22 protein-coding genes and 1 tRNA gene are annotated in these 25,053 nt (G+C 63.4%); 12 read left to right on the top strand and 11 right to left on the bottom strand.

Annotation, left to right across the window (positions count from 1 at the left end; all coding sequences use genetic code 11):
• Positions 1-28 precede the first annotated feature (28 nt).
• The 4 genes from AC1DWQ_RS03160 to AC1DWQ_RS03145 are packed head-to-tail and all read left to right on the top strand — an operon-like array spanning position 29 to position 4,008.
• Positions 29-589 carry a HutD/Ves family protein gene (locus AC1DWQ_RS03160; RefSeq protein WP_477668326.1) on the top strand — a complete coding sequence of 187 codons (561 nt, stop codon included), beginning with the start codon at positions 29-31 and terminating at the stop codon, positions 587-589.
• Positions 586-1,800: an imidazolonepropionase gene (gene hutI, locus AC1DWQ_RS03155; protein WP_477668325.1), complete on the top strand. Its 1,215-nt coding sequence runs from the start codon at positions 586-588 to the stop codon at positions 1,798-1,800. Before AC1DWQ_RS03160 ends, hutI begins: the two co-directional genes overlap by 4 nt.
• Positions 1,797-2,615, top strand: coding sequence for an N-formylglutamate deformylase (hutG, locus tag AC1DWQ_RS03150; RefSeq protein ID WP_477668324.1), 819 nt, complete (start codon positions 1,797-1,799; stop codon positions 2,613-2,615). Before hutI ends, hutG begins: the two co-directional genes overlap by 4 nt.
• Positions 2,605-4,008 carry a formimidoylglutamate deiminase gene (locus AC1DWQ_RS03145; RefSeq protein WP_477668323.1) on the top strand — a complete coding sequence of 468 codons (1,404 nt, stop codon included), beginning with the start codon at positions 2,605-2,607 and terminating at the stop codon, positions 4,006-4,008. The genes hutG and AC1DWQ_RS03145 overlap by 11 nt, the downstream gene beginning before the upstream one ends.
• A 92-nt stretch (positions 4,009-4,100) precedes the next feature.
• Here the strand turns inward: AC1DWQ_RS03145 and AC1DWQ_RS03140 are convergent.
• The 8 genes from AC1DWQ_RS03140 to AC1DWQ_RS03105 all read right to left on the bottom strand — a co-directional run bounded on the left by AC1DWQ_RS03140 (position 4,101) and on the right by AC1DWQ_RS03105 (position 13,375).
• Positions 4,101-4,175, bottom strand: a tRNA-Arg gene (locus AC1DWQ_RS03140).
• A gap of 65 nt (positions 4,176-4,240) precedes the next feature.
• A complete protein-coding gene (locus AC1DWQ_RS03135; protein WP_477668322.1) occupies positions 4,241-8,224 on the bottom strand; it encodes a translocation/assembly module TamB domain-containing protein in 3,984 nt (1,327 codons plus the stop codon).
• Entirely contained in the window at positions 8,224-10,230 is a 2,007-nt protein-coding gene (locus AC1DWQ_RS03130) for an autotransporter assembly complex protein TamA (RefSeq protein ID WP_477668321.1), read from the bottom strand. Before AC1DWQ_RS03130 ends, AC1DWQ_RS03135 begins: the two co-directional genes overlap by 1 nt.
• A gap of 49 nt (positions 10,231-10,279) precedes the next feature.
• Entirely contained in the window at positions 10,280-11,494 is a 1,215-nt protein-coding gene (locus tag AC1DWQ_RS03125) for a vWA domain-containing protein (RefSeq protein WP_477668320.1), read from the bottom strand.
• Between the two features lie 24 nt (positions 11,495-11,518).
• Positions 11,519-12,106, bottom strand: a complete 588-nt coding sequence (locus AC1DWQ_RS03120; RefSeq protein WP_477668319.1) for a GNAT family N-acetyltransferase — start codon at positions 12,104-12,106, stop codon at positions 11,519-11,521.
• A gap of 2 nt (positions 12,107-12,108) precedes the next feature.
• Entirely contained in the window at positions 12,109-12,336 is a 228-nt protein-coding gene (locus AC1DWQ_RS03115; RefSeq protein WP_477668318.1) for a hypothetical protein, read from the bottom strand.
• 11 nt (positions 12,337-12,347) lie between these two features.
• Positions 12,348-12,515, bottom strand: coding sequence for a hypothetical protein (locus tag AC1DWQ_RS03110; protein ID WP_477668317.1), 168 nt, complete (start codon positions 12,513-12,515; stop codon positions 12,348-12,350).
• 5 nt (positions 12,516-12,520) lie between these two features.
• Positions 12,521-13,375, bottom strand: a complete 855-nt coding sequence (locus tag AC1DWQ_RS03105; RefSeq protein WP_457282248.1) for an AAA family ATPase — start codon at positions 13,373-13,375, stop codon at positions 12,521-12,523.
• Positions 13,376-13,510: 135 nt separating this feature from the next.
• Here AC1DWQ_RS03105 and AC1DWQ_RS03100 point away from each other — a divergent pair, with 135 nt between their 5' ends.
• Entirely contained in the window at positions 13,511-14,179 is a 669-nt protein-coding gene (locus tag AC1DWQ_RS03100) for a c-type cytochrome (RefSeq protein WP_477648343.1), read from the top strand.
• A 122-nt stretch (positions 14,180-14,301) separates the two neighbouring features.
• Here AC1DWQ_RS03100 and AC1DWQ_RS03095 read toward each other — a convergent pair whose 3' ends face one another.
• Positions 14,302-14,736 carry a DUF1841 family protein gene (locus AC1DWQ_RS03095; RefSeq protein WP_477668316.1) on the bottom strand — a complete coding sequence of 145 codons (435 nt, stop codon included), beginning with the start codon at positions 14,734-14,736 and terminating at the stop codon, positions 14,302-14,304.
• 193 nt (positions 14,737-14,929) lie between these two features.
• On the opposite strand from AC1DWQ_RS03095, the gene AC1DWQ_RS03090 reads away from it, so the two are divergent.
• Positions 14,930-15,151, top strand: coding sequence for a hypothetical protein (locus AC1DWQ_RS03090; protein WP_457282237.1), 222 nt, complete (start codon positions 14,930-14,932; stop codon positions 15,149-15,151).
• A gap of 115 nt (positions 15,152-15,266) precedes the next feature.
• Here the strand turns inward: AC1DWQ_RS03090 and AC1DWQ_RS03085 are convergent, their stop codons facing one another.
• Positions 15,267-16,058, bottom strand: coding sequence for an IclR family transcriptional regulator (locus AC1DWQ_RS03085; RefSeq protein WP_477668315.1), 792 nt, complete (start codon positions 16,056-16,058; stop codon positions 15,267-15,269).
• A gap of 112 nt (positions 16,059-16,170) precedes the next feature.
• Between AC1DWQ_RS03085 and AC1DWQ_RS03080 the strand changes: the two genes are divergently transcribed.
• From AC1DWQ_RS03080 to AC1DWQ_RS03055, 6 genes are all read left to right on the top strand, one after another.
• Entirely contained in the window at positions 16,171-16,887 is a 717-nt protein-coding gene (locus AC1DWQ_RS03080) for a 3-oxoacid CoA-transferase subunit A (protein WP_477668314.1), read from the top strand.
• Positions 16,884-17,534 (top strand): 3-oxoacid CoA-transferase subunit B, encoded by a 651-nt coding sequence (locus tag AC1DWQ_RS03075; protein WP_477668313.1) that lies wholly within the window; start codon positions 16,884-16,886, stop codon positions 17,532-17,534. The genes AC1DWQ_RS03080 and AC1DWQ_RS03075 overlap by 4 nt, the downstream gene beginning before the upstream one ends.
• Positions 17,535-17,561: 27 nt before the next feature.
• Positions 17,562-18,764 (top strand): 3-oxoadipyl-CoA thiolase, encoded by a 1,203-nt coding sequence (gene pcaF / locus AC1DWQ_RS03070; RefSeq protein WP_477668312.1) that lies wholly within the window; start codon positions 17,562-17,564, stop codon positions 18,762-18,764.
• Between the two features lie 164 nt (positions 18,765-18,928).
• A complete protein-coding gene (locus AC1DWQ_RS03065; protein ID WP_477657778.1) occupies positions 18,929-19,684 on the top strand; it encodes a sulfite exporter TauE/SafE family protein in 756 nt (251 codons plus the stop codon).
• A gap of 211 nt (positions 19,685-19,895) precedes the next feature.
• On the top strand, positions 19,896-20,786 hold the full coding sequence (locus AC1DWQ_RS03060; RefSeq protein ID WP_457282231.1) for an adenylate/guanylate cyclase domain-containing protein: 891 nt from the start codon (positions 19,896-19,898) through the stop codon (positions 20,784-20,786).
• A 135-nt stretch (positions 20,787-20,921) separates the two neighbouring features.
• Positions 20,922-23,132, top strand: coding sequence for a serine/threonine-protein kinase (locus AC1DWQ_RS03055; protein WP_477668311.1), 2,211 nt, complete (start codon positions 20,922-20,924; stop codon positions 23,130-23,132).
• 82 nt (positions 23,133-23,214) lie between these two features.
• Here the strand turns inward: AC1DWQ_RS03055 and kefC are convergent, their stop codons facing one another.
• Positions 23,215-25,053, bottom strand: coding sequence for a glutathione-regulated potassium-efflux system protein KefC (gene kefC / locus AC1DWQ_RS03050; RefSeq protein ID WP_477668310.1), 1,839 nt, complete (start codon positions 25,051-25,053; stop codon positions 23,215-23,217).

Genomic DNA, 25,053 nt, shown 5'->3' with positions numbered 1-25,053 from the left:
CCAGCGCTGTGGCGCGGAGGTTTCCTCAATGAGCTGGAACATCGTGCGGCTGGTCGACATCCCCGCGACGCCGTGGCGCAATGGCGGTGGCGTCACGCGTGAGCTGGCCATGTGGCCAGATGCGGGTGACTGGGCGTGGCGCATGTCGGTGGCGGATGTGGACAAGAGCGGACCGTTTTCGAAGTTCGAAGGCATCGAGCGCTGGTTCGCGGTGCTTGAAGGCGCGGGGGTTCACCTGGACGTAGCGGGTGTGCCGCACCGCGTAACAGCCAGCGACGCGCCGCTCTTTTTTGATGGCGCTGCGGAAACCGGTTGCGGCTTGATTGACGGCAAGACGCGCGATTTCAACCTGATGGTGCGCCGGGGCAACGCGCCTTCCCGCATGGTTCGCGTGGCAGGACGTTTTTCAGAAACCCTGCATGCTATGAAAACGATAGCTGTGTACGCATACGGATCAAGCGCTACAGTGTTATTTGATGAAGAAGTTTTGCAGCTGGAACCAGCGGCGCTGGCCTGGCGCACGGTAACGGGTAGCGCTGCGGTTCGCATCGCTGCAGAGCAAGCCCTCTGGATGGAGATACCCGCATGAGCCTGCAACTCTGGACCAACTGCCGCGCGGCCACGCTGCAAGCCGGCGCCGCACAGCCTTATGGGTTGATTGAAGATGCTGCGCTGGTGGTGGAGGGCGAATCCATCGTGTGGGTGGGCCCACGTGCTGATGTGCCTGCAGACCTTTTCGCTCGCTGCACAACGCAGCATGACGCCGGCGGTGCATTGGTCACTCCCGGTCTCATCGATTGCCACACCCATCTTGTCTACGGTGGCGACCGCGCCCACGAATTCGAGTTGCGCTTGAACGGCGCGACCTATGAAGAGATTGCCCTTGCCGGTGGCGGCGTCGCCTCGACCGTGAAGGCGACTCGCTCCGCCAGCACGCAGCAACTTCAAGCGCAGAGTGCGGCCAGGCTTCAACGATTGATTGCCGAAGGCGTGACCACACTCGAGATCAAGTCCGGCTATGGCCTGGCGCTGGAGCATGAACGCAAGACGCTGTCGGTGGCGCGCGCGCTGGGGAAAACCCATGCGGTGGATATTCGCACCACTTTTTTGGGTGCCCATGCGGTGCCGGCTGAATTCGCCGGGCGCACTGACGCCTATGTTGATGCCGTACTGGAAATGCTGCCGGCGCTGCACGCCGAAGGACTGGTTGATGCGGTCGACGCGTTTTGCGAGCGCATTGCTTTCAGCCCCGCGCAGACCGAGCGGGTTTTTGCCGCGGCCAAGGCCCTGGGCGTTCCTGTCAAGCTGCATGCCGAGCAGCTCAGCGACAGTGGTGGCGCGCAGCTCGCGGCGCGCTATGGCGCGCTCAGCTGCGACCACCTGGAGTGGTTGTCGGCTGAGGGCGCGCAGGCGATGGCGGCCGCCGGTTCCGTGGCGGTGCTGTTGCCCGGTGCGTTTTATTTCTTGCGTGAAACGAAGTTGCCGCCTATGGCCTTGCTGCGCGAGCACGGCGTGGCGATGGCGATTTCTACCGACTGCAACCCGGGCAGCTCGCCCTGCACCTCTTTGCTGCTGATGCTCAACATGGCGTGCACGCTGTTCCGCCTGACGCCTGAAGAAGCGCTGGCCGGCGTCACGCGCCATGCCGCCGCTGCGCTAGGTCTGCGCGACCGGGGCGTGCTGGCCGCCGGCATGCGGGCTGATTTTGTGCTGTGGGGTGTTGAGCGGCCGGCGGAGCTGAGCTACGCCTTTGGCGCGAACCCGCGCTTTCAAACAGTTTTCAAGGGCCAGGTCTTATGAACGAACGCTCGAGCGAAGTTTTTACATTGCACCAGGGTACGGTTCCGCTGCTGGTCAGCATGCCGCACATCGGCACCGAGATACCGGCCGAACTCAAGGGCGGCTACACCGATGAAGCCCTCCGGGTCGAGGACACCGACTGGCATTTGCATCTGCTCTACAACTTTTTGCCGGCGCTGGGCGCCAGCGTATTGCGGCCGCACTATTCGCGTTATGTGATTGACCTGAACCGCCCGCCCGACGATGTGCCCATGTACCCCGGTGCATCCAACACCGAGCTGTGCCCCACGCACTTTTTCAGTGGCGCGCCGCTTTACAAAGCAGGCCACGAGCCCGCACCCGAAGAACGCGCGCGCCGTCGCGAGGCCTACTGGCAGCCCTACCATTCGGCACTGGCCGGTGAGCTGGCGCGGCTGAAAGCCCAGCACGGCTTTGCCTTGTTGTGGGATGCGCACAGCATCCGTTCGCAAATTCCCTGGCTCTTTGAAGGCAAGCTGCCCGATCTCAACATCGGCACGGCCAGCGGTGCGAGTGCGAATGAAACCATCACCGCTGCAGTGGTACAGGCCTGCGCCGCCGCGCCCCATATCACCACCGCCGTTAACGGCCGCTTCAAGGGGGGCTACATCACGCGCCACTACGGCCAGCCGGACAGCGATGTGCATGCCGTGCAGCTTGAGATGTGCCAGAGCCTCTATATGCAGGAAGCGCCTCCCTACGCGTACGACGAAATGCTGGCATCGAAAGTTCAGCCTTTGTTAGAGAAAATGGTCTTCAGCGCCCTGCTGGCTTGCGTGTGCTGCTATGAAAAGTGAAGCAAGCCGGTTTTTCACCGAAGCGGCCTGGGTGCAGGGTGCATGGGCCAAAGACGTACTGCTGACGGTCGCCGGCAACGGCACCTGGCAAAGTGTGGAGCCCGGCGCCACGGCGCAGCAGCAAGAAGGCGCCACGCGTCTGCCTGGCCCGATCCTGCCTGGTTTGGTCAATGCGCACAGCCATGCCTTTCAGCGCGCGATGGCGGGCCTGACGGAGCGGCGCAGCGAGGGCGCCCATGCATCCGACGATTTCTGGAGCTGGCGCGACCGCATGTACACCGCGGCCAACCGCATCACGCCCGAACAGCTCGAAGCGATTGCAAGCCAGCTCTATGCCGAGCTGCTGGCCGGCGGCTATACCCAGGTCTGTGACTTCCACTACCTGCATAACGACATCAGCGGCGCGCCCTATGCCAACCCGATAGAAATGTCGCTGGCGCTTGTGCGCGCCGCGCAGCGCACGGGTATTGGCCTCACCTTGCTGCCCACGCTCTACATGCGCTCGGGCTTCAAGGCAACGGGTTTGCGGGAAGACCAGCGCCGTTTTTCATCGACGCCCGAGAGCGTCATGCGCATGGTCGAAGACATCCAGCGCCAGACAAAGGGCGACGCGCGCATCAATACTGGTGTGGCCGTGCATTCATTACGCGCGGCCAGCCCGGCTGCGCTGCATGAGCTCACAGGCGCAGCCAAAGCAGCCGGCCTGCCGGTACACATCCACATCGCTGAGCAGACGCAGGAAGTCGATGACTGCCTGGCGCACACCGGCCAGCGCCCGATTGAATGGCTACTCAACAACGCCGATGTCGATGCCCGCTGGAACCTGGTGCACGCCACTCACTCGACACCGGCCGAGTTGCAAGGCGTGCAGGGCAAAGGCGCCTCCATTGTGATTTGCCCCGCAACTGAAGCAAATCTGGGCGACGGCGTGTTTGATTTGCCGGCCTACGCAGCCGCAGGCGGCAAGTGGTCCATAGGCTCCGACAGCCACGTCACCCGCAGCTGGCCTGAAGAGCTGCGCCTGCTGGAATATTCGCAACGCCTCACGCTGCGTCAGCGCAACATCGCCGCCCGCATCCTGGGCCACGAGAGCAGCGCGGCTGGCTTGTTCGAATCCGCACTGGTGGGCGGTTTCCCCGCAACTGGCCGGATGCAGGGTGGTTTCGCGCCCGGGCATCGGGCGGACTTCATGACGCTGGATCCCGGTTCGCCCGCGTTGCTGGGTGTGCCGGTTCACCATCTGCTGGATGCGCTGGTGTTTTCGAGCCCAGGCGGAGTGGTTGGCGAGGTATTTGTAGCCGGGGAGCGTGTACTGGCCAGCGGGCCAGGTGCAGAGAAAAGGCGGCAGCTCGCAGAAAACTTCAGCCAGGCCATGCGCGAACTATGGCGTTGAAAGGTCAAAGGTCGCCAGTTGCACTTTTATGTGCGAAATAGCGTTCCGGGCCAATAGTGACGGGCGCAAGCAGCTATTAAAACAGGAGTATGTGGTACCACCAACAGGAATCGAACCTGTATCTAGCGCTTAGGAGGCACTCGTTCTATCCATTGAACTATGGCGGCACTTCTCTTGGAGAAGCTGCAATTGTATTCGGTGGCGAAAGCCGGCCTCGCCCTCAGGAATCACCTCAGTCGTAAGGCACGGTGAAGATCAGGTCCACCGCGCTTTGCTGGCCGGCCTGGGCGCGCACGGTGAAGCGTTGCGAGAGGTCGTAAAACACGTAGAGCGTGCCCAGTGCGCCGGTCACGGTGCGCTCATAGGCGGCGTAGAAATTGCGCGAAAAGCGCTTGCCCAGCGTGACGGCGCCTTCTGTCGTGGTGCCGTCCGTGTTGCTGGATGCGCCGCGGTAGGACAGCTCGTCCAGTCCCAGCGAGGCAGCCAGGCCGCCCGACATGCCGCCGCCTTTGCTACCCAGCAGGGCCAGGGCGGCCTGCTGCAGTAGCGCGGCTTCGGCTCCGCCTGAAGCCGACGAGCGGCCCACCACCAGCCACGAGAGTTTTTCGGCGTCGGGCAGCTCGGGTTGCGCGTACAGGCGCACGCGCGGCAGCAGGGCGGTGCCGGTAATTTGCACGCCCACGCGCTGCGTGAGGTTGGGGCGAATCGCCAGGATATCGAGCGAAGGGTTGTCGATGGCGCCGGTAAAGCGCAGCATGCCTTGCTCCACATCCAGGCGCTGGCCGTAGGCGCGGTACTGGCCGCCTGCCGTGTTGATGGTGCCGTTGAGCCGGGGCTCGCGCAGCGTTTCACCGCTCAGGGCCAGCGTGCCGCGCACACGCGTGTCTATGCCCTTGCCCTGGATGCGGAAGTCGCGGCCCAGGTCAAGCTCCACCGCCAGTTTGACGGGGCGCGCGTCGCGGTCGGCGATTTCGTCGCTGGTCTGCGCGGGTGCCTTTTGGCCCGCCGCCGCGCCGCGGGTGGTGCGCACCACCACGTCGTCGCCGAGTTGCGGCGTACCTTCGTCGGGCAGGATGATGCGGGCCTGGTCGATCACCAGCTTGCCGGTGAGTTCAGTTTGTTGTCCCTTGAGGCCGGCCTGCACCTCGCCCGATACCGTCAGTTGCCGGTCGGTACGGATGCTGGCCCGCAAGCTTTCGAGCCTGGCCGTGAGCTGCACCTGCGGCTTGCCCTCCACCCAGCCGGCTTCGCCCTGGGCCGTGAGAACGCCGCCCGTGCCCTTGTCGCCCGCGCCCTGCAGCGTGAACTCGTTGATGCGCATGCGCGTGCCGTCGAGTTTGGCGCGCAGGCGGCCGTTGCCGAATTCGATGCCGTCTACCACCGAGCGCAGGGCGAGGTCGTTGGCCTGCAGGTCGCCGGCCAGTTGCGGCGCGGCGCGGGTGCCGCTGATCGCGACGTCAGCGCCCAGCGAGCCGCGCAGCCGCCAGCCCGGCGGCGCCAGCACTGACCACACGCCGATGCGCGGCAGCTGGGCGCGCAGCTGGCCGGCCAGCGGTGCATCGGCCGGCCAGAGCCAGCCGCCGCCGGCGGTGGCTGGCGCGCGGGCCAAACGGGTCCTGAGCTGGCCGTCTGCCGTGCCCGCGCGTTCGCTGTCCCAGCGCAGCGCCAGCGTGACGGCCTCGCCTTCGCTTTGCAGCGAGAGGCGCGCTTCCTTCACGCCGGCCGCCACGCGCGCCGCCATGCCTTGCACGGTTTCGGCTTGCACGGTGATGTCGCCGCTGCTGCGTGCGAGGCTGACTTTCAGGCGCAGCGTGTCACCCAGCGTGGCGTCCCAGTCGCCATCCAGCAGCAGGGTGCCGCCCAGGCCTGCGCCGGCCATTTGCGGGCCGGCCAGCAGTTCTATCCAGGCCAGCGGCAGGCCGCTGAGCTTGCCGGCGGTGACGAGTTCACGGCCCGGCCGCCAGCGAACCGGTTGCCACGCCAGCGTGGCCTGCGAAGGGGCACTGGTGGATGCGCCCGAAGGCGGCGCGACCAGAAGGGCTTCTCCCGCGCCGCTTTCAAACAGGTCACCATTGCGCGCGGGCGTCCACTTGAGCGGCACGGTGCTGCGGGTCTTGAGCTGCCAGGCCCCCTTGCCCAGCGTGGGGTCTTCCACACTCACACTGAGCTGCTTGACCAGGCCTTGCCACGCGGATTCAGCGAGCGGGGCGTTGCGTGCGGCGCCGTTGTTGAGTCGCCCGCCTTCTGCCGCCAGCTGCAGGGTGTAGCGGCGCTGGCCTGCTTCCATGCGGCCTTGCGTGGCCAGCTGTGCCTGGCTCAGGCGGCCGGAAAGCGTGGCCTGGAAGGCGCGGATTTTCAGGGCCTCTGCGGTAGCGACTGGTGCTGTTCCTGCTGTGCTGGAAGTTGTCGCAGCGGCGGGCGCAGGCGTTGCCATGCGCCAGTCAAGTGAAGGCAGGTCCAGCCGTGCCTGCAAGGCCGGATCTTGCCAGCCACCTTGCCAGCTGGCTTGCAGTTCGGCGCTGCCGCTCGCCGATGCGCTCTTCAATGATGCGGGCAGGCCCGGGAGTTTTTGCAGCCAGCGCAGGGCTTGCGCCATGTCGCGGCCGCGCAGGCTCACGTCGCCTTTGCCGCTGGTTTGCCGCAGTTCCCCTTGCAGTTGAGCGTCCAGTCCGGGGGCTGTCAGTGTGAGTTTTCCCTTGCCGCCTTTTGCGCTGGGTTGGGCCTCAAGCTGACCTGCCAGCTCGGCGTCGTCGGTGCGTACGCGCAGAGCCGACAGCACCAGCGTGCCGCCGGCCTGTTCGGCATTCCAGCTGCCGGTGGCACTGGCATCGCGCAGGCGCAGCTGGCCCAGCGGATTGTTCCTGGCGCTGGCGTCATTGCGTGCTGCCTGCACGTTTGCGTCAAAGCTTATGACCGGGCCCTGGCTGCGGATGTCGGCTTTGCCGTCCAGCGGCAGCGGCGCCAGTTGGCTGTGCAAGAGGGCCGGGTTGACGTGTTGGAGCGTTGCCCGCAGCTTCCACGCGGGTGCTGCAAGGGATGTGGTGGGCGCATCAGCCCACTCGCCGCTGGCCAGCAGCTCGCCGCCGCCCAACTGAGCCTTGAGCGTGCGCACCATGGCCATGCCGCTACGCCACTCGCCTTGGATTTCCAGCCGATCCAGGGGCAGCTTGTGCTGGTCCCAGGGGCCAGGCAGGGAATTGGCCAGTTGCAGTTGCAACTGCCAGGCGGATGTCGATGAAGCGCTTGCCGGTGAACTTGCAGAGGCTGCAGGCCGCACGTTGGCGCTGCCCGTCAGCAAGGTTTGTGGGCCTTCGGGCCAGAAGGCTGCTACATCCAGGTCACGAAAATCCGCATCAGCTTGCGGCAGGGGTTGTGGAGCCCAGGGCATCACGCGTGCTGTTGCAGTTGCCTGTGGTTGCCGCTGGTTTTTGCGGGGTGATGTGGCGGAAGGCTGAGCGCTCACTTGCAGCTCGGCCTTCACCAGCAGTTCGGTGAGGGGGCCGTGGGCCGTGGCTTTGAAAGCCAGCGGCACGGGCGCTTTTGTGCCGGGAATCTGCGTGTCCAGTGCGCCTGCCAGACTGGCATCAAGCTTCAACGGGCTGTGTGACGATAAGGTCGCGCGCCCGTTGTAGCGGCCGTGCGCTACCTGCGCGCTGAGCAATTCCAGCTGGTGGTCTATGCCCTTGAACGCATAGTTTCCAGTGATGGCGGAGGCTGAAAACGCCGCGCCGCCCGTCCATTGAAACTGCCCGATGGAAAACCCGTCAAGCACCACCGGCAGCGGCAAGCCCAGCGCTGAAGGCGGCACCGACGGCGTGGTCGAGGGCGAGCGTTGATCGTTGACCTGCACGCTGGCTGCAGCCAGCCGGTTGACCTCCAGCGTGCCGTGCAGCAGCGACCACGGTTGCCAGGCGAGGGTGACATCTCTCACATCCACACGCAAGCCATCTTGCTGCCACACCAGTTGGTCAACATGCCCGCCCGCGCGTAACGAGCCTGTCACGCGTTCGGCGCTCAGCGGCTGGGTTCGAGCGATCCAGTTCAATGCGGTGGCCAGTGAGCCGTCGGTGCCGGCCCACCACCAGGCGCCTGCAGTGACGCCGATAGCCAGCACCACCACGCTGCCTGCGGTCCAGGCTGTGACGCGCAGCCAGCGCCGTGGTGGGCGTGCAGGCCCCGGTGCGGCTGGAGGAATCGAGGTCTTCGGCGTGTCCATCAGAAAACAAATCCCACGCTGACGTGCAGGCGCAGCTGTTTGACTTTCACACCATAGGCCAGGTCAATCTGCAGCGGCCCGATAGGGCTTTTCCAGCGCACGCCGGTGCCGATGCCGACGGAAGGTTTCATGTCTTTGGGGTTGTCTGCCACGGCGCCTGCATCGATGAAGAAAGTGTTCTCCCATTCGCTGGGCCGGCCGTCGCGCAGCATCGGGCGCTGGTATTCCACGCTGCCCACCGCCATGTAGCGGCCCGGCCCAGTCACACCGTTGTCCAGTTTGATGCCGATGTCACGATAGCCGTAGCCGCGGACGGTGGTGTCGCCGCCCGTTCGGAACAGCAAGGTGCCGGGAATGCGCGCCGAGTCTTTGGCCAGCACGGCGCCGCCCTCGGCGCGCATGGCGATGCGGCCCCGCTCCAGCGGCACAATGCCGAGCCAGCGGCCCACGGCGCGGGTGAGAGGCAGGTGCTGCGACCCCATGGTGCTGCCGGCGCCGAGTTCAAAGCCCAGGCCGTAGCCCTTGCTCGGGAATGGCAGGCTGTCGAAGTAGCGACCCGTCCAGACATAGTTGGCGGTCAGGGCCGAGCCGTCGCCGATATCGGCGGCGGAGCTGTTGATCTGGCCGCTGCCGCTCACGCTCGCCCTGTCGTATTGCAAATAGATGTTGCGGTCTATGCGTTCGCCGGCCTGCGTGCGGCCAAAGCGCAGGCGCCCGGAGCGGGTGACGAGCTCGTTGTCGTCGACACGTTCGGTGCGCGCCAGGGCCACCCAGCGCCAGCTGGCCTCATCGGGAATCGAGGTCCATTCGGTCTGGGCGAAAGGTGATTTCTTTTCGAGTTGCAGTTTGGTGACGGCGCGCCAATTGGTGCCCGGCACGCGCAGGTGTGTGTGCTCAATCGAGGCGCGCGGCCCGCTGTCGGTGGTAACGCCCACGCCCAGAATGACCTTCTGCAGTTTGGCTTCGCGCACCTGTACCTGGACGGGCGCTGCCTGCGGATCGCTTTCGGGATCGACAAAGATATAAGCCGAATCGAAATAACCGCTGGAAGCCAGCCGCTGCTGCGCTTCGGTCAGCTGCTTCTGGTCGTACATGGCGCCGGCATTGAGGCGTGCCAGGCGCGGCACCAGCACCGGGTCGTAGCGCTCGACACCTGTGACCTGCATGGGGCCCAGGCGGTAGAGGGGGCCGGAGTCGAGCTTGAGGCTCAGGGCTGCGCTGTGCTCCGGTGCGTCCACATCGGCCAGGCTGCCTGCCAGCTTGCCGGCCGGGTAGCGGCGGGCAACCAGGTCGCGCAGGGCCTGTGTCTTGGCGCTGTCCCAGGCGTCCTGCGTAAAGCGTTGGCCCGTGGGCAGACGCCAGTCGCGCTGGATTTCCGCGCGCTGGGCCTGCGCATCCGGGTCGGGGGATTCGGCAATATCGCCTGCAAAGTCGATTGCCACCGGCCCGACCGTTGTAGCCTGACCCGGCTCCACCGCGACCACAATGGTCGGCCGCTGGCCTGACCCCGCGGCGGTGCCGCCTTCTCGCGTAATGGCGATGGTCGGGCTGAAATAACCCAGCGTGCCCACCAGGTTGCGCACATTGCGCTCGGCCAGCACGATCAGGCGGGCCAGTTCGGCCTCGTCCAGGTCGGTCACAGCGCGGTAGCGTTGCAACTCAAGGTGTCTTTCGAGCAGCTCCTTGATGGGCTGCGGCGCGCGCACCGCGATGTCAAAGGCCGTAACTTCAGGCTGAGCGCTGGTTGGGCCGGTAGAGCCCTGCGGTGTGGGCTCAGGCGTGACTTTCTGAGGGGGCGGAGGTGGGGCTGGCGCGGTTTGTGTGACGCCGGAAGGCAGTGTCGCTGTGTTGCCGGACTGCGCAGGCGCAGCCGTTTGCGCGGCGGCCAAAGGCGCCAAAAATATCGCAGAGAGGGCGAAAGCAGGGATGAAGCCGGCGCTGGTCGGCAATCCTGCCGGGGTGGCCGTCCGTGCGCAGTGGGTACTGTGGGTACTTGGATGGGTCACGAAGGCAGTTTACTTGAGCGCCCCAGCGCTCAGGCGTAGGAGGCGAACGCTACTTCGAGAGCATTCGCATGGCTTCTTCCAGGCCCTTGATGGTCAGCGGGTACATGCGCTGGTTAACCAGTTGCTGGATCACGCTGATGCTCTGACGGTATTGCCAGACACCCTGCGGTTCGGGGTTGATCCAGGCGAATTTGGGGAAGGCGTTGGTCAGGCGCTGCATCCATTCGGCGCCGGCTTCTTCGTTGTTGTATTCCACGCTGCCACCCGGCTGCAGGATTTCGTAGGGGCTCATGGTCGCATCGCCGACGAAGATGAGTTTGTAATCCTTGTTGTACTTGCGGATGATGTCCCAGGTCGGGAATTTCTCGCTGAAGCGGCGGCGGTTGTTCTTCCACATGAAGTCGTAGACGCAGTTGTGGAAGTAATAAAACTCGAGGTGCTTGAACTCGGCCTTCACGGCAGAGAACATTTCCTCGACGCGATGGATGTGCTCGTCCATGGTGCCGCCCACGTCCATCAGCAGCAGCACCTTCACATTGTTGTGACGCTCGGGCACCATCTTGATGTCCAGCCAGCCGGCATTGGCCGCCGTGGAACGTATGGTGTCGTCCAGGTCCAGTTCTTCGACATTGCCTTGGCGTGCGAACTTGCGCAAGCGGCGCAGCGCGACCTTGATGTTGCGCGTGCCGAGCTCCTGGGTGTCGTCGTAGTCCTTGTAGGCGCGCTGGTCCCAGACTTTCACGGCGCTTTTGTTGCGGCTTTTCTCCTGGCCAATGCGTATGCCTTGCGGGTTGAAGCCGTTCGCGCCAAAGGGCGATGTGCCGCCCGTGCCTATCCATTTGCTGCCGCCTTCGTGGCGCTCTTTCTGCTCTTCAAAACGCTTTTTGAGCGTTTCCATGAGTTCGTCCCAGCCCATCTTCTCAATCTTGGCTTTTTCTTCGGGGCTGAGTTCCAGCTCGAGGTTTTTGCGCAGCCATTCGAGCGGGATGTCTTTGGTGAAGTCGGCCAGCATTTCCACGCCTTTGAAGTAGGCGGCAAAGGCGCGGTCGAATTTGTCGTAGTTTTTTTCGTCTTTCACCAGCACCGTGCGGCTGAGGTAATAGAAGTCATCGATCTTCCAGGCGCCTTCGCCCTCGTGCGCTTCGAGCTTGTCGCTGTTTGGGCCGACGACGCCTGCCTGCAGTGCTTCGAGCAGCATCAGGTATTCCTTGACGGAGACCGGCAGCTTGGCCGAGCGCAGGGTGTAGAAGAAATCGATCAGCATGGAAACTCCTTGGCGGCAAGCGCTTCAGGCTCGTGGCTTATCCAGAAGATAGAGCAACTGTGCTTTCACTTCGGGCCATTCGCCTGCGGCCAGGCTATACATCACGGTGTCGCGGATCGTGCCGTCGCGGCGCAATGCATGGCCGCGCAGCACGCCGTCTTTGCGGGCGCCCAGGCGCTCGATGGCGCGCTGCGAAGCGTGGTTGAAGTTGTCGGTGCGCCAGCCCACGATATTGCAGCCCAGCGTGTCGAAGGCGTGGCTCAGCATCAGCAGCTTGCAGGTGGTGTTGACATGGGTGCGCTGGCAGCGCGCGGCGTACCAGGTGTAACCAATCTCGACGCGTTTGAGGTTGGGCACGATGTCGTGGTAACTGGTGGAGCCCTGTACTTCGCCAGAGGCGGCGTCCGTGACTGCAAAGGCCAGGCGATTGTTGGTGGCCAGCGCGGTTTCAATATAGCCGCGCGTTTCGTGAGGCTCGGGCACCGAGGTGATGCGCAGCTTCCAGAGTTCGCCATCGGCGGCCGCGGCCTTGAGGCCTGCTTCGTGCGCCAGCGTCAGCGGTACGAGGCGCACGCCGCGCGATTCCAGGGTCACGGGTTCGACAAACGCCATGCTTACTTCTCTCCTTCGGGTTTTTGCCGGTTCCTCCAGCGTCGGGCCACTTGCAGCCCCAGGCCGCCGCCCAGGCCCACCAGCACGATGCCCGCGATGGCGCCGTTGCCGTAGCCGGCTTCAAAAATGTCGAAGCCGAGCAGATGGCCGGCCCAAAAGCCGAGAAGCGCGCCGCCGACAAAGCCGACCGCGTCCGACAGGCCTTCGATCAGCAGTGATTTTTGGTTCATATGAGTTAGCTCTAACTGGCGACAATAATTTTGCGGATTGGCTGCAGGGTCTGCGGATCTAGTTCATCAAGGACTGTGAGGGCTAGCCGAAAAGATTGTTGATTTTTCACAGTTACCTGTATGTCACCGTACTGCACCTTGATCAGCTGCAATTCCGCAATAGGTTCTGTGATGTACATGTTGTTCAGCGATTGTTGCGCTGCATGAAAACCAGCTTCTCGAACAGGGTCACGTCCTGCTCGTTCTTGAGCAATGCGCCCACCAGCGGCGGCACGGCGACCTTGTCGTCCTTGCTTTGCAGGGCGTCCAGCGGGATGTCTTCGGCGACCAGCAGTTTGAGCCAGTCCAGCAACTCTGAGGTCGACGGTTTCTTCTTCAGGCCAGGCAGGTTGCGCACGTCGTAGAAGGTCTTCATGGCTGCGGTCAGCAACTCTTTCTTCAGGTCGGGGAAGTGCACGTCCACGATCTGCTTCATGGTGTCGGCGTCGGGGAATTTGATGTAGTGGAAGAAGCAGCGGCGCAAAAACGCGTCGGGCAGCTCTTTTTCGTTGTTGGAGGTGATGAACACCAGCGGCCGGTGCTTGGCCTTGATGAGCTCACGCGTTTCATACACATAGAACTCCATGCGGTCAATTTCACGCAGCAGGTCGTTCGGGAACTCGATGTCGGCCTTGTCGATCTCGTCGATCAGCAGCGCGACCGGCGTTTCCGAGGTAAAGGCCTGCCACAGCACACCCTTGACGATGTAGTTGTGGATGTCCTTGACCTTTTCGCCACCGTCCACGGTCGACAATTGCGAGTCGCGCAGACGCGACACCGCGTCGTATTCATACAGGCCCTGCTGCGCCTTGGTGGTGGACTTGATGTGCCATTGCAACAGCGGCAAGTTGAGCGCTTCGGCCACTTCCTCGGCCAGCATGGTCTTGCCGGTACCCGGCTCGCCCTTGACGAGCAGCGGTTTTTTCAGGGCGGCGGCGGCATTCACGGCCAGCATCAGATCCTGGGTGGCGACGTAGTTCTTGGAACCTAGAAATTTCATGTTCTTGGGGGGAGGAAGTGAAAATTGAAAGGGCGTTTGCGCGGGTTGCCGGCAAGGGGTGCCCGGTCTCGGCAGGCCCAGATATAATCCAAGGTTGTTTTATACGATGAATTCCCACCTGATTGTGCGCGCAAAATGAATAAGCTGTTCACCACGATATTCGCCGTAACTGTCTCTTGCGTGACGGTTGCAAGCCTTGCCCAGGAGATCAAGGGCGATGCCAAAGCCGGCGAAACCAAGAATGCCATGTGCATCGGCTGCCACGGCATCAAGGGCTACCAAGCCTCTTTCCCCGAGGTTTACAAGGTCCCGATGATTTCAGGCCAGGGCGCCAAATACATCGTCGCCGCGCTCAATGAATACAAAAAAGGCGACCGCAAACATCCCACCATGCGCGCCATTGCCGATTCGCTGACCGACCAGGACATCGCCGACCTCGCCGCGCACTACAGTGCTGACGGTGTGGTGGCCGGCGCCGCAGAGCTGCCGGCCAAGCCGGCCAAAGAGCCAAGCGCGGAAGTCCAGGCCCTGTTGAACAAGGCCAACTGCGCGTCTTGCCACGGCGCCAACTTCAGCAAACCGATTGATCCGGCCTATCCCAAGATTGGTGGTCAGCATGCTGACTACCTGTTCGTGGCGCTCAAGGCCTACAAGACAGAAAACAACCCCAAGGTTGGCCGCGGCAATGCCATCATGTCCGGCATGGCCAAGCAGTACACCAATGTTGAGCTGAAGCAATTGGCCAACTACCTGTCGTCGGTAGACGGCGACCTGAAGACCATTCCGCAGAAAAAATTCCGCTGAACCGGAATCTTTCGCTCAACAAAAAAGCCGCTGTATCAGCGGCTTTTTTTATGGGCCCGGTCTGTATGCGTTTTCACCAGCAGGGGCCGCTGCGCATTACACGAAGTGAAAAGCGTGGGGGCTCAATCTCTGGTTGCCCTGCGCTGCACGCAGTCGATGTAGGCCGCGCCATCGGGCGGGCGTCCGGCGCGCTGGCTCTCCCAGACCATCTGCCCCAGGCAGTCCATGGTTTCGTGGTGCGCATCGTGCAGCGAGTTGCGTTTGGCCGTCAGCAGCTCGACGGCCTGGCGAATTCCGCGCGGCTGGTCGATGGAGCATTGCTCGCTGATCGACAAATGCATGGACAGGTGCAAAAAGGGGTTGGTCTTGCCCGCTTCCACGTCGTACATTTTTTCGAGCGCACTGTCGGCGTCGGCAAAGTCCGCATGGTATTCGGGATGCTCTTCAATCCATTGACTTGCTATGGTTTCGATAGCCTCCATCGGTTGTCCGGCGAGGGCTTTGGCATAAACAGAGCAGAAAAACCGGCGTACGTCGGCTTGCGAGGGAGTGAACATGGTGAAAGGTTATCACGCAGAGGTTTTCCAACGCCGGCGTGGTGGTTTGCTTATCAGTGTTCGGGCCACGGGGCTCACCGGCCCTGTCCTACAGACAGTTTTTGCACCTCTGCCTACATTACGAATCACAGTGGCGCAGTTCCGGGGCAAGGCTACTTCATAACGACCCACAAGCCCGGCGAGGAGATTTCACATGAACGCAGCACGCATCACAGGCATTATCCTGATCGTTTTGGGCCTGGCCGGTTTCTTCACCGGCGGCTTCAGCTTCACCAAAGACACGACCGCCGCCAAGCTCGGCCCCATCCAGCTGACCGTGAAAGAAAAAGAGTCCGTCAACATTCCCCAGTGGCTCAGCCTGGGCGCCATCGTGCTGGGCGCAGTAGTCCTGGTCGTTGGCTTTAAAAAGTCATAGTCCCACGCTCTGTCCCACCCCAGCGGGGGCCGCGGGACTGGCTTTGCCAGACCGCAGGCGCCGTCCCCTTGAGGGGAGAACAAGCTACACGAAGTGAGCTTGGACAGGGGTGGGTCTATATAAGCATGCGCGAGATTGCCCGCGCCGCCGCCAGCAGTTGCGGCAGCATCGTTTCCTGCATGGCTTTGGCGCTGGTGCGGTTGGCCTGGCCACTGATGTTGAGCGCTGCCACTGTCTGGCCGGCGCGGTTGGTGATCGGTGCGGCCATCGACACCAGTCCTTCCTCCAGCTCCTGATTCACCAGCGACCACCCCTGCTTGCGGGCCTGCGCGATCCTGGCCATGAGCTCCTTCACATCGGTCACGGTGTACTTGGTGCGTGCCGTCAGCTCTGAGGCCTGCAGGCATTTCATGATTTCGGCCTCAGGCAGGGCCGACAGCAGCATCCGCCCCATCGACGTGCAGTAAGCCGGCAGGCGCGAGCCCACGCCCAGGCTGATGCTCATGATCTTGTGCGTCGGCACACGCAGCACGTAGACGATGTCCGTGCCGTCCAGAGCCGCGGCCGAACACGACTCCTTGACCTCCGCGACCAGCGCTTCCATCACCGGCTCAGCCAGGTTCCAGATCGGCATGGAGGACAGATAGGCAAAGCCCAGATCCAGGATGCGCGGCGTGAGGCTGAACAGCTTGCCGTCGTTGTGCACGTAGCCTAGCGTCTCCAGCGTCAGCAAAATGCGGCGCGCGCCCGCACGGCTCAAGCCACTGCGACCGGCCACTTCAGTCAGTGTTTGCCGCGGTGCTTCAGTGCTGAACGAGCGTATAACCTCCAGCCCGCGCGCAAACGACTGGACGTAGGCGTCTCCGGGCTTCGGGCCGGTACTGGACGTGGATGCAGCGTTTGCCATGGTGATCAAAATCTCCTAGAATTCATTATACGAACTCTTGTTCTTATGTCGAACAATATTTAAGCGGTGGCTCAATGATTTCTGCAAGCCGCCCGCAGCTGGAGACTTTGGAATGATCAACAAAATTGCCGCCTCCGTCGCCGACGCGCTGGCGGATGTGAAAGACGGCTCAACCGTGCTGATTGGCGGCTTCGGCACTGCCGGCATCCCCAATGAGCTGATCGACGGCCTGATAGAGCAGGGCGCCAAAGACCTGACGGTAGTGAACAACAACGCCGGCAATGCCGAAACGGGCCTGGCGGCGCTGCTCAAGGCCGGGCGCGTGCGCAAGATCATCTGCAGCTTTCCGCGCCAGGCTGACAGCCAGGTGTTTGACGGCCTGTACCGCAGCGGCAAGCTCGAGCTCGAACTCGTGCCGCAAGGCAACCTGGCCGAGCGCATACGCGCCGCGGGCGCCGGCATAGGCGCCTTCTTCTGCCCCACGGGTTATGGCACCGAGCTGGCGCGCAACGCCGACGGCAGCGCCAAGGAAACCCGCGAAATCAACGGCAAGCAATACGTGCTTGAGATGCCTATCCGCGGTGACGTGGCCCTTATCAAGGCTGAGCGCGGCGACCGTTGGGGCAACCTCACCTACCGCATGGCCGCACGCAACTTTGGCCCGGTAATGGCGACCGCGTCGGAAAAGACGATTGCCACCGTGCACGAGATCGTCGAGCTCGGCGCGCTGGACCCCGAAGCCGTTGTGACCCCGGGCATCTTTGTCCATCACATCGTGAAGATTCAACGCACCGCCACGCAAGCAGGCGGTTTTAAAAAGGCGGCATGACCATGACCTACCAACGCCGTACCAAAGACCAGCTCGCAGCCCGCGTCGCGCAAGACATTTTTGACGGGGCCGTCGTCAACCTCGGCATCGGACAGCCCACGCTGGTAGCCAACCATTTGCCGGCCGGGCGCGAGGTTATTCTCCAAAGCGAAAACGGCATTCTCGGCATGGGACCTGCGCCTGCCGAAGGCGAGGAAGACTATGACCTGATCAACGCCGGCAAGCAGCCGGTAACGCTGCTCAAGGGTGGCTCCTTCTTCCACCATGCCGACAGTTTCGCGATGATGCGCGGGGGCCACCTCGACATCTGCGTACTGGGCGCGTTTCAGGTCTCGGCCACGGGCGACCTGGCCAACTGGAGCACCGGCGAGCCAGGCGCGATTCCCGCAGTGGGTGGCGCCATGGACCTCGCCATAGGCGCGCGGCAAACCTGGGTGATGATGGATTTGCTGACCAAGCAGGGCGCCAGCAAGCTGGTGCAGCAATGCACTTATCCGCTGACCGGCATCGCCTGCGTCAAGCGTGTGTACTCCGACATCGCCACGCTGGAATGCACACCGCAGGGTCTGAAGCTGATCGACACCGTCGAAGGCCTCACACACACCGAACTTGAAAAACTGGTGGGCCTGCCGATTGCGGCCGCCTGATCTCACTTCTCTCAACGCACACACACCATGACCCAAGCTTTCATTTGCGACGCCATCCGCACCCCCTTCGGCCGCTACGGCGGCGCCCTCAGCAGCGTGCGCACCGACGACCTGGGTGCGATCCCGATCAAGGCGCTGATGGCGCGCAACCCGAACGTGGATTGGCAGGCCGTCACAGATGTGCTCTACGGCTGCGCCAACCAGGCCGGGGAAGACAATCGCAATGTGGCGCGCATGGCCGCCTTGCTGGCGGGCCTGCCCATGGACGTGCCGGGCTCCACCATCAACCGCCTGTGCGGCTCGGGCCTGGATGCCTTGGGCAGCGCCGCACGTGCCATCAAGTCGGGCGAGGCCACCCTGATGATCGCCGGCGGTGTCGAGAGCATGAGCCGCGCGCCCTTTGTGATGCCCAAGGCCGAGAGCGCCTTCAGCCGCGCAAACGCGGTGTATGACACCACCATCGGCTGGCGTTTCATCAACAAGCTGATGAAAGAAAAATACGGCGTTGATGCCATGCCCGAGACGGCCGAGAACGTCGCTACCGACTACAAGATCAGCCGCGAAGACCAGGACAAAATGGCGCTGGCCAGCCAGCTCAAAGCCGTGGCCGCACAAAAGGCCGGCTACTTCGACGCTGAGATCACGCCGGTGACGATTGCCCAGAAAAAGGGCGACCCCATCGTGGTGAGCAAAGACGAACACCCACGTGAAACCTCGCTCGAAGCGCTGGCCAGGCTCAAGGGCGTGGTGCGGCCCGACGGCACAGTGACCGCCGGCAACGCCAGCGGCGTGAATGACGGCGCTTGCGCGTTGCTGCTGGCCGACGAAGCCACTGCCGCAAAGAACGGCCTTACACCCAAGGCGCGCGTGGTCGGCATGGCCACTGCCGGTGTGGCGCCGCGCATCATGGGCATCGGCCCTGCCCCGGCCACACAAAAAGTGCTGGCGCTCACCGGTCTCACGATGGCGCAGATGGACGTGATCGAACTCAACGAAGCCTTTGCAGCTCAAGGTCTGGCTGTGCTGCGCATGTTGGGTGTGCGGGACGACGATCCGCGCGTCAACCCCAACGGCGGCGCCATCGCGCTGGGTCACCCGCTGGGCGCCTCGGGCGCGCGCCTGGCCACCACGGCCGTCAACCAGTTGCACAAGGGAGGCGGCCGTTATGCGCTGGCCACCATGTGCATCGGAGTAGGGCAGGGCATCGCGGTGATTCTGGAGCGTGTCTAGCCCAGACCGTGACTGGGCATCCCCTCGCGCACGGGGGCGTCTGAGGCGATCGCCATTGCATGGACGGCCTGTGGTGAAATACATCCTCGGTTCCGGTCTGCTATTGTTTTAATAGCTGCTTGCGCCCGTCCCTTCTGGGTAACTGATGTTTTTCGCTTGAATCCATGGATTTCCCGCTGATCACCGACCCCTTTTTCTATGCGGTGGCGATTCCTGCCGTGCTGATGCTGGGCATCAGCAAAAGTGGTTTTGGGGCCGGCTTCGGTTCTCTTGCGGTTCCCGTCATGGCGCTGGCCGTCACGGTGCCCCAGGCCGCCGCCATCCTGATGCCTGTCCTGCTGCTGATGGACTTGCTGGGGCTGGCGGCTTTTCGCCGGGACTTCGATGTGAAGTTTCTGAAATTCCTGATCCCTTTTGGTTTGGTGGGAACCGTGGTGGGGGCGCTGTTGTTCAAGGTGCTGGACGCCAGGGTCGTGGCTGGGGTGGTGGGAATATTCACCTTGTTGTTTTTGGCGCAGCGACTGTTGTTCCCGCCCCGGCCCGACAGCCCGCCACCACCCAAGTGGCTGGGCGCCATTCTGACGGTGACCTCGGGCTTCACGAGCTTTGTGTCTCACGCAGGCGGGCCGCCCCTGAGCGCCTATGTGATTCCCATGCGCCTGAGCCCTGTGAAGTTCACGGCCACCATGGCCGCCTTCTTTTTTGTCATCAACCTTTCCAAGTGGATTCCGTATGCCTGGCTGGGCCTGCTTGACCTGCGCAACATGGCGACTTCGCTGGTTTTGCTGCCGCTGGCGCCACTGGGCGTGTGGATAGGCGTGCGCATGGCCCGGAGCATCAGCCCGGTGCTTTTCTACCGTCTGCTGTATGTCGGCATGCTGCTGACCGGGTGCAAGCTGCTTTGGGATGCTTTCCGTTAAAAACGCATGAAGCAGGTAGCGCAGGTTTTGATACCGCCCTGCAATTGCTTTACCGGTATTTCCCTTTCCCGTCTACTGCGGCCTGTGAAACCCGGCGCATCCGCTGGGTTGTTGCGGAGAGCCCGGGAATTTCACCGGCCTCTTCACTGCAAATTTCTGTGAGAATCGCTGGCATGAGAACAAGAAGCGCGCACCGCGGCTAACGCCCCTCATGACCACAGTCGTTTTTGCGGATCTTGTGGGCAGCACCAGCATGTTCGAACGGCTGGGCGATGAAACGGCATCGCACTTCGTGACCCAGCTCATCGGCGTGCTGAGCCAGGTTTTCCAGCAACACCAGGGGCGGGTGGTCAAGTTGCTGGGTGACGGCCTCTTTGTGGTGTTTCCCAACGAAGGTGACGCGCTGTCGGCCTGCATCAGCATCCAGAAACGCCTTCAGGAAAAACCGATCAAGCCGGGCGGCAGCGGCACCCCGGTACAGATGCAGATGGGTATCGAGTCGGGTGAAGTGGTTGAAATCGACGGCGACTGTTTCGGTGACACCGTCAATTCCGCCGCCCGGCTCGCAGACCTTGCGGGTGCCGCCCAGATCCTCACGACCGAAAACGTCTGGACCGCCCTGTTGCCCGCCCAGAGGGCATCCCTGCGCAGCATGGGCCCCATGTACCTGCGCGGCAGGGCTGAAGCCAGCCATGTCTACCGGGTCGAATGGCAGGCTGGCCGCGACGAGGATGCCACGATGGCCGGGCGTTCGATGTTCTCTTCACCCAGCCAGGCCTTCCTCGAACTCAGCTTTGCGGAACAAACCGTCAGGCTGGATTCGAAAAGCAGCAAGCTGGCGCTGGGCCGGGCCGCCGATGCGGCGCTGACCTTGAACGACCCCCGTGTTTCGCGCATGCATGCCACCCTCGAATGGCGCGGCGGGCATTTTGTATTGACAGACGCTTCCAGCTACGGCACCTGGGTGTACCTGGGCAACCAGAGTGAGGCGGTGGTGCTGCGGCGCACCGAGTGCTACCTGGTTGGCAGCGGCCAGATCGTGCCGGGCTGCGAGCGTACCGACGAAAATGCCCCGCTTGTCACGTTTTCCATCAGGACCTGATCCGCGGAAGAGGGCGGATTCCGGACCTTTTTCGCTGCATGATGCAGGCTAGAATCGTTTTTTGTTTCAAGACGTAGGCGTCCCCCACAGGCCCGCAGCACGGTTTCCGCCAGTTACGTCCATTTCCATTCCCTCATGAGTCTCAAGAAACTTGGCCGTTACGATCTCATCCGCGTCCTCGGCAAGGGGGCGATGGGGCTGGTGTATGAGGGGCGGGATCCCAATCTTGACCGCCGGGTGGCGATCAAGACCATCAAGGTCGAAAATCTGTCGGAAGAAGCCGCCGCAGAGTACGAAGTGCGTTTTCGCACCGAGGCCCGGTCTGCGGCGCGCCTGCAGCATCCGCATATTGTCAGCGTCTATGACTCCGACCGTGACGGCGACATTGCCTTCCTGGTCATGGAATTCGTCGACGGCGACGACCTCAAGCACCACCTGGACAAGGGCAACCTCTACACCCTGGAGCAGACCCTGGGCATCATGGGTGACCTGCTTTCGGCGCTGGATTACGCGCACAGGCAAAGCATCGTCCACCGCGACATCAAACCGGCCAACCTGCTGATCGAGACGAGCGGGCGTGTCAAGCTCACCGACTTTGGTGTGGCACGCATCCAGGATTCCGGCGAAGCCACCCGTACGCAGGGTTCCATGGTCGGAACGCTGAAATACATGTCGCCCGAGCAGGTGCAGGGCCGGCCGATTGACGCCCGCGCAGACCTGTTTGCCGCTGGCATCGTGCTGTATCAACTGCTCACCGGGAAGCGGCCGTTTGACGGTGACACCGACTTCGCCACCATCCAGCAGATCGTCGGGCATACCCCGGTCATGCCGGGTGCGTTCAATGCCCGATTGCCCGCTGCGCTGGATGCCGTGGTGGCCAAGGCCCTGGCCAAATCGCGCGACCAGCGTTATGCCAGCGCGCAGGAGTTCCTTGCTGCGCTGCAGGCCGCGGCACGCGAGGCGCCCGATATCTCGGTGGTTCCGACCGCCGTGCCGCCCGGGCCCGGCAGCAGTTCAACCTGGACTTCCACCATGCTGTCCGGCGAAGCGCTGGTTGACCAGCCGTCAGGCACCAGCGCCAACATCTCGGTCGTGACGCAGGAGCTCGAGCTCGTCTACTGGAAAGACATCAAGGAGTCCATGGATGTGGAAGACATCCAGGGCTTTCTGGCCAAGTTCCCGTCGGGTATCTATGCCGACCTGGCGCGCCGCCGCCTCAAAAAACTCGGCGTGCCTGGCGCAGACGACTCGGACATCGGCCGGCGCCTGGGTACCGGAACGCTGATTGTTCCGCGTCCCGATACACAACCAGCCCCTCCAGCGCCGGCCAGCGTATCCGCCTCCGGGACCGACACCGATATGGCCTGGAAGGCCCTTGAAGAGGCGGCAGCCAAGGCGCCTTTGCCGCCTCATGTGCCGGTGAAGCCCGCCGCCGATGACCCGGATGCCACGCGCCTGGGGACACCGGTGGTCGCTGCGGCGGCTCAGCCGGACCAGGAAGAGCATGATGCATCCACCGACTGGCCGGAGACCGTGTTCAGCGAGGCACCCGTGAGCCCGGCAGCACCTGAGCCTGCCAGCGGGCGGCCAACGCAAGGTGCAGCCGCAATTCCCGCCATGGGCCCAGCCGCGAATACCAACGACGCCGCACGGCCGCCGATAAAGTCAAAATCGGCACGGCGGCGCAGTCCCCTGGCGTCGCCCGGGGTCGCAACGACACCCGCAAAGGCAGCTTCACCTGCACCCTACCGCTACCTGGTGTGGGGTCTGGCGGGCCTGGTGGCGCTGGCCGTGATTGGCCTTGGATGGAAATCCCTTTCCGGTCGCGCTGCCCCTGCCGCCCCGTCTGCCATACCGGCCAATATAGCGGCCAAGGCAGCGCCCGGCGCGGCGGTGGCCACGCCGGCAGCTTCCACTTCGCCCGTGGTGTCTGCGGCGCCTGCTGCAGCTGCACCCGCAGTGCCAGCTGCGCAGGCCCAGCTTGCGGCCTCGGCTGCTTCCTCTTCTGTGGCGAAGGCACCCCTGTCTGCAGCCTCTAGGGCAGCGCTTGCGGCTGCGGCCGCTACCCGAAAAGCTGCATTGGAAAAAGAACGGCAGGCCAAACAGGTTCAGCCCAAATCCGCTGCTACCCCTTCCCCTTCGGTGACCGACCAAGCTGCCACACCGGCGCCGCAGGCGGCTACCGGCAATCCGCGGCAGGCCTGTGAAGGGCGCATCCTCCTCGGTTTCCAGATCTGCATGTCTGAGCAGTGTGCCAAGCCGGGCTTCGCCCAGCACCCGGTTTGTGTGGAGCGACGTGCCATGGAGCAGCGGCGGCGTGACGCCGAGCAGCAGTCGAACCGGTAATTGCCGTTCAATATCCCTGGACAGGCGGGTGCTATAAAATCAATAGCTGCTCGCGCCCGCTACTAAAGGCCTGGAGCTGTTTTTATTCGGATTCCTGGGCATGCCAGGCAGCAGGCCGGCGCTGCGCCTGTTGCTGGCGTTCCTGGGCCAGCTGCTCTTCCAGTTGTAAACGCCCCTGGGTGGCCACGGCGATGACCTTGGTACGGTCCTTGCGGTGCGGGTACATGCGTTCAAACAGCTCGAGGTTGTGCCGGCGAAAGCGCATCGCCGCCTGGCGCGCTTCGTGCGGCGGCTGGCCCAGCAGTTCCAGCACCGTGCGCGCGCTGCGCAGGCTGGACTCGAACACCTCACGTTCCACCTGCATCACGCCGCGGTCACGCAGCGCGTTCCAGTGCGTCACGTCACGCGCGCGGGCGACGATCTGCATCTGCGGAAAATGCTCGCGCGCCAGGTCGACGATCTTGAGCGATTGCTCCATGTCGTCGACCGACAGCACCAGGATTTTGGCTGTGGCCGCGCCGGCCGTGCGCAACAGGTCCAGCCGCGTCGCATCGCCGTAAAACACCCGGTAGCCGAAAGCCCGCACGGTTTCGACCATTTCCGCGTCGTGGTCCAGCACGGTGGCCGGAATGCCCTGGGCCAGCAGCATGCGGCCGACGATCTGGCCGTAGCGGCCGAAACCGGCAATGATGATGGGCGCCTCCTGCTGCTCGGAGATTTCTTCGAGTTGCGGCGTGTCGCAGCCGGCCCAGCGCGGCAGCAACAACTTGTCGACGGCCACCAGCAGCAGCGGGCTCAGCAGCATGGACAGTGCCACCGCGCCTATCAGCAGTGAGGCGATCTCAGCGGAAAACACATGCGCCCCGGCTGCTGCCTGGAACACGACGAAGGCGAACTCGCCGCCCTGCGCCAGCAGTACCGCGAACACCGGGCGTTCCTGGAAAGGCAGCTTCATGAGGCGCGCCAGGCCGTAAATCACCACCAGTTTCAAACCGAGGAAGCCCACCAGGATGGCGGCCATCAGCCCGGGCGATTTCCAGAGCACGCCAAAGTCGATGCTCATGCCGACGGCAATGAAGAAGAGGCCCAGCAGCAGGCCCTTGAAAGGCTCGATATCGGTTTCGAGTTCGCGGCGGTATTCACTTTCCGCCAGCAGCACACCCGCCAGAAAAGCGCCCAGGGCCATCGACAGGCCGACGAACTGCATCAGCGCCGCAATGCCCACCACCAGCAGCAGCGAGGCTGCGGTAAAAATTTCAGGTGTACCGCTGTTGGCGATCCAGCGCAGCAGGGGCCGCAGCAGCAGGCGGCCGCCCAGGATGATGCCGACGATGGCCGCTACGATTTTGATAGCTTCCAGCGCACGACTGGTATGCGCTACAGCCTCATTTTCTCCACCGATTGCGCCCAGCAGGGGCAACAGCGCGAGAATCGGGATGGCCGCCACGTCCTGGAACAGCAGGATGGAAAACCCGGCCTGGCCGCTCGATGTCGGCATCAGGTGGCGCTCGCCGATGGCCTGCAGCGCGATGGCGGTGGACGACAGCGCCAGCCCGAGGCCGGCCACCAGCGCTATTTGCCAGCTCACGCCAAATGCCATCGCGACGCCTGTGAGCAGGGCGGCGCACCCCAGCACCTGGGCACTGCCCCAGCCGAAGATGGGCCGGCGCAGATTCCACAGGCGTTTGGGCTCCAGCTCCAGCCCCACCAGGAACAGCATCAACACCACGCCAAACTCGGCGAAGTGGAGGATGTCCTGCACATTGGTAACCAGGCCCAGGCCCCAGGGGCCTATGGCGATGCCGGCGGCCAGGTAGCCGATGATGGAACCGAGGCCGAGTTTTTTGGCCAGCGGCACGGCAATGACGGCGGCGGCCAGGTAAATAAAGCTGTTGGTCAGCCAGGCGGGTGCATGCTCCAT

Source organism: Polaromonas sp. P2_G11, assembly GCF_056403595.1.
Note: the sequence above shows the minus strand (reverse complement) of the source record. Positions and strands in the feature narration are given on the sequence as shown.

Excerpts from the sequence above, each read along its gene's own strand:
- AC1DWQ_RS03125 (WP_477668320.1), bottom strand. The coding sequence starts at position 11,494 with ATGCTGATCGATTTCTTCTACACCCTGCGCTCGGCCAAGCTGCCGGTC.
- AC1DWQ_RS03080 (WP_477668314.1), top strand. The coding sequence starts at position 16,171 with ATGATCAACAAAATTGCCGCCTCCGTCGCCGACGCGCTGGCGGATGTG.
- AC1DWQ_RS03115 (WP_477668318.1), bottom strand. The coding sequence starts at position 12,336 with ATGAACCAAAAATCACTGCTGATCGAAGGCCTGTCGGACGCGGTCGGC.
- AC1DWQ_RS03065 (WP_477657778.1), top strand. The coding sequence starts at position 18,929 with ATGGATTTCCCGCTGATCACCGACCCCTTTTTCTATGCGGTGGCGATT.
- AC1DWQ_RS03145 (WP_477668323.1), top strand. The coding sequence starts at position 2,605 with ATGAAAAGTGAAGCAAGCCGGTTTTTCACCGAAGCGGCCTGGGTGCAG.
- AC1DWQ_RS03120 (WP_477668319.1), bottom strand. The coding sequence starts at position 12,106 with ATGGCGTTTGTCGAACCCGTGACCCTGGAATCGCGCGGCGTGCGCCTC.
- AC1DWQ_RS03100 (WP_477648343.1), top strand. The coding sequence starts at position 13,511 with ATGAATAAGCTGTTCACCACGATATTCGCCGTAACTGTCTCTTGCGTG.
- AC1DWQ_RS03055 (WP_477668311.1), top strand. The coding sequence starts at position 20,922 with ATGAGTCTCAAGAAACTTGGCCGTTACGATCTCATCCGCGTCCTCGGC.
- hutI (WP_477668325.1), top strand. The coding sequence starts at position 586 with ATGAGCCTGCAACTCTGGACCAACTGCCGCGCGGCCACGCTGCAAGCC.
- AC1DWQ_RS03110 (WP_477668317.1), bottom strand. The coding sequence starts at position 12,515 with ATGTACATCACAGAACCTATTGCGGAATTGCAGCTGATCAAGGTGCAG.
- AC1DWQ_RS03060 (WP_457282231.1), top strand. The coding sequence starts at position 19,896 with ATGACCACAGTCGTTTTTGCGGATCTTGTGGGCAGCACCAGCATGTTC.
- AC1DWQ_RS03105 (WP_457282248.1), bottom strand. The coding sequence starts at position 13,375 with ATGAAATTTCTAGGTTCCAAGAACTACGTCGCCACCCAGGATCTGATG.
- pcaF (WP_477668312.1), top strand. The coding sequence starts at position 17,562 with ATGACCCAAGCTTTCATTTGCGACGCCATCCGCACCCCCTTCGGCCGC.
- AC1DWQ_RS03090 (WP_457282237.1), top strand. The coding sequence starts at position 14,930 with ATGAACGCAGCACGCATCACAGGCATTATCCTGATCGTTTTGGGCCTG.
- hutG (WP_477668324.1), top strand. The coding sequence starts at position 1,797 with ATGAACGAACGCTCGAGCGAAGTTTTTACATTGCACCAGGGTACGGTT.
- AC1DWQ_RS03075 (WP_477668313.1), top strand. The coding sequence starts at position 16,884 with ATGACCATGACCTACCAACGCCGTACCAAAGACCAGCTCGCAGCCCGC.
- AC1DWQ_RS03160 (WP_477668326.1), top strand. The coding sequence starts at position 29 with ATGAGCTGGAACATCGTGCGGCTGGTCGACATCCCCGCGACGCCGTGG.
- AC1DWQ_RS03085 (WP_477668315.1), bottom strand. The coding sequence starts at position 16,058 with ATGGCAAACGCTGCATCCACGTCCAGTACCGGCCCGAAGCCCGGAGAC.
- AC1DWQ_RS03135 (WP_477668322.1), bottom strand. The coding sequence starts at position 8,224 with ATGGACACGCCGAAGACCTCGATTCCTCCAGCCGCACCGGGGCCTGCA.
- kefC (WP_477668310.1), bottom strand. The coding sequence starts at position 25,053 with ATGGAGCATGCACCCGCCTGGCTGACCAACAGCTTTATTTACCTGGCC.
- AC1DWQ_RS03095 (WP_477668316.1), bottom strand. The coding sequence starts at position 14,736 with ATGTTCACTCCCTCGCAAGCCGACGTACGCCGGTTTTTCTGCTCTGTT.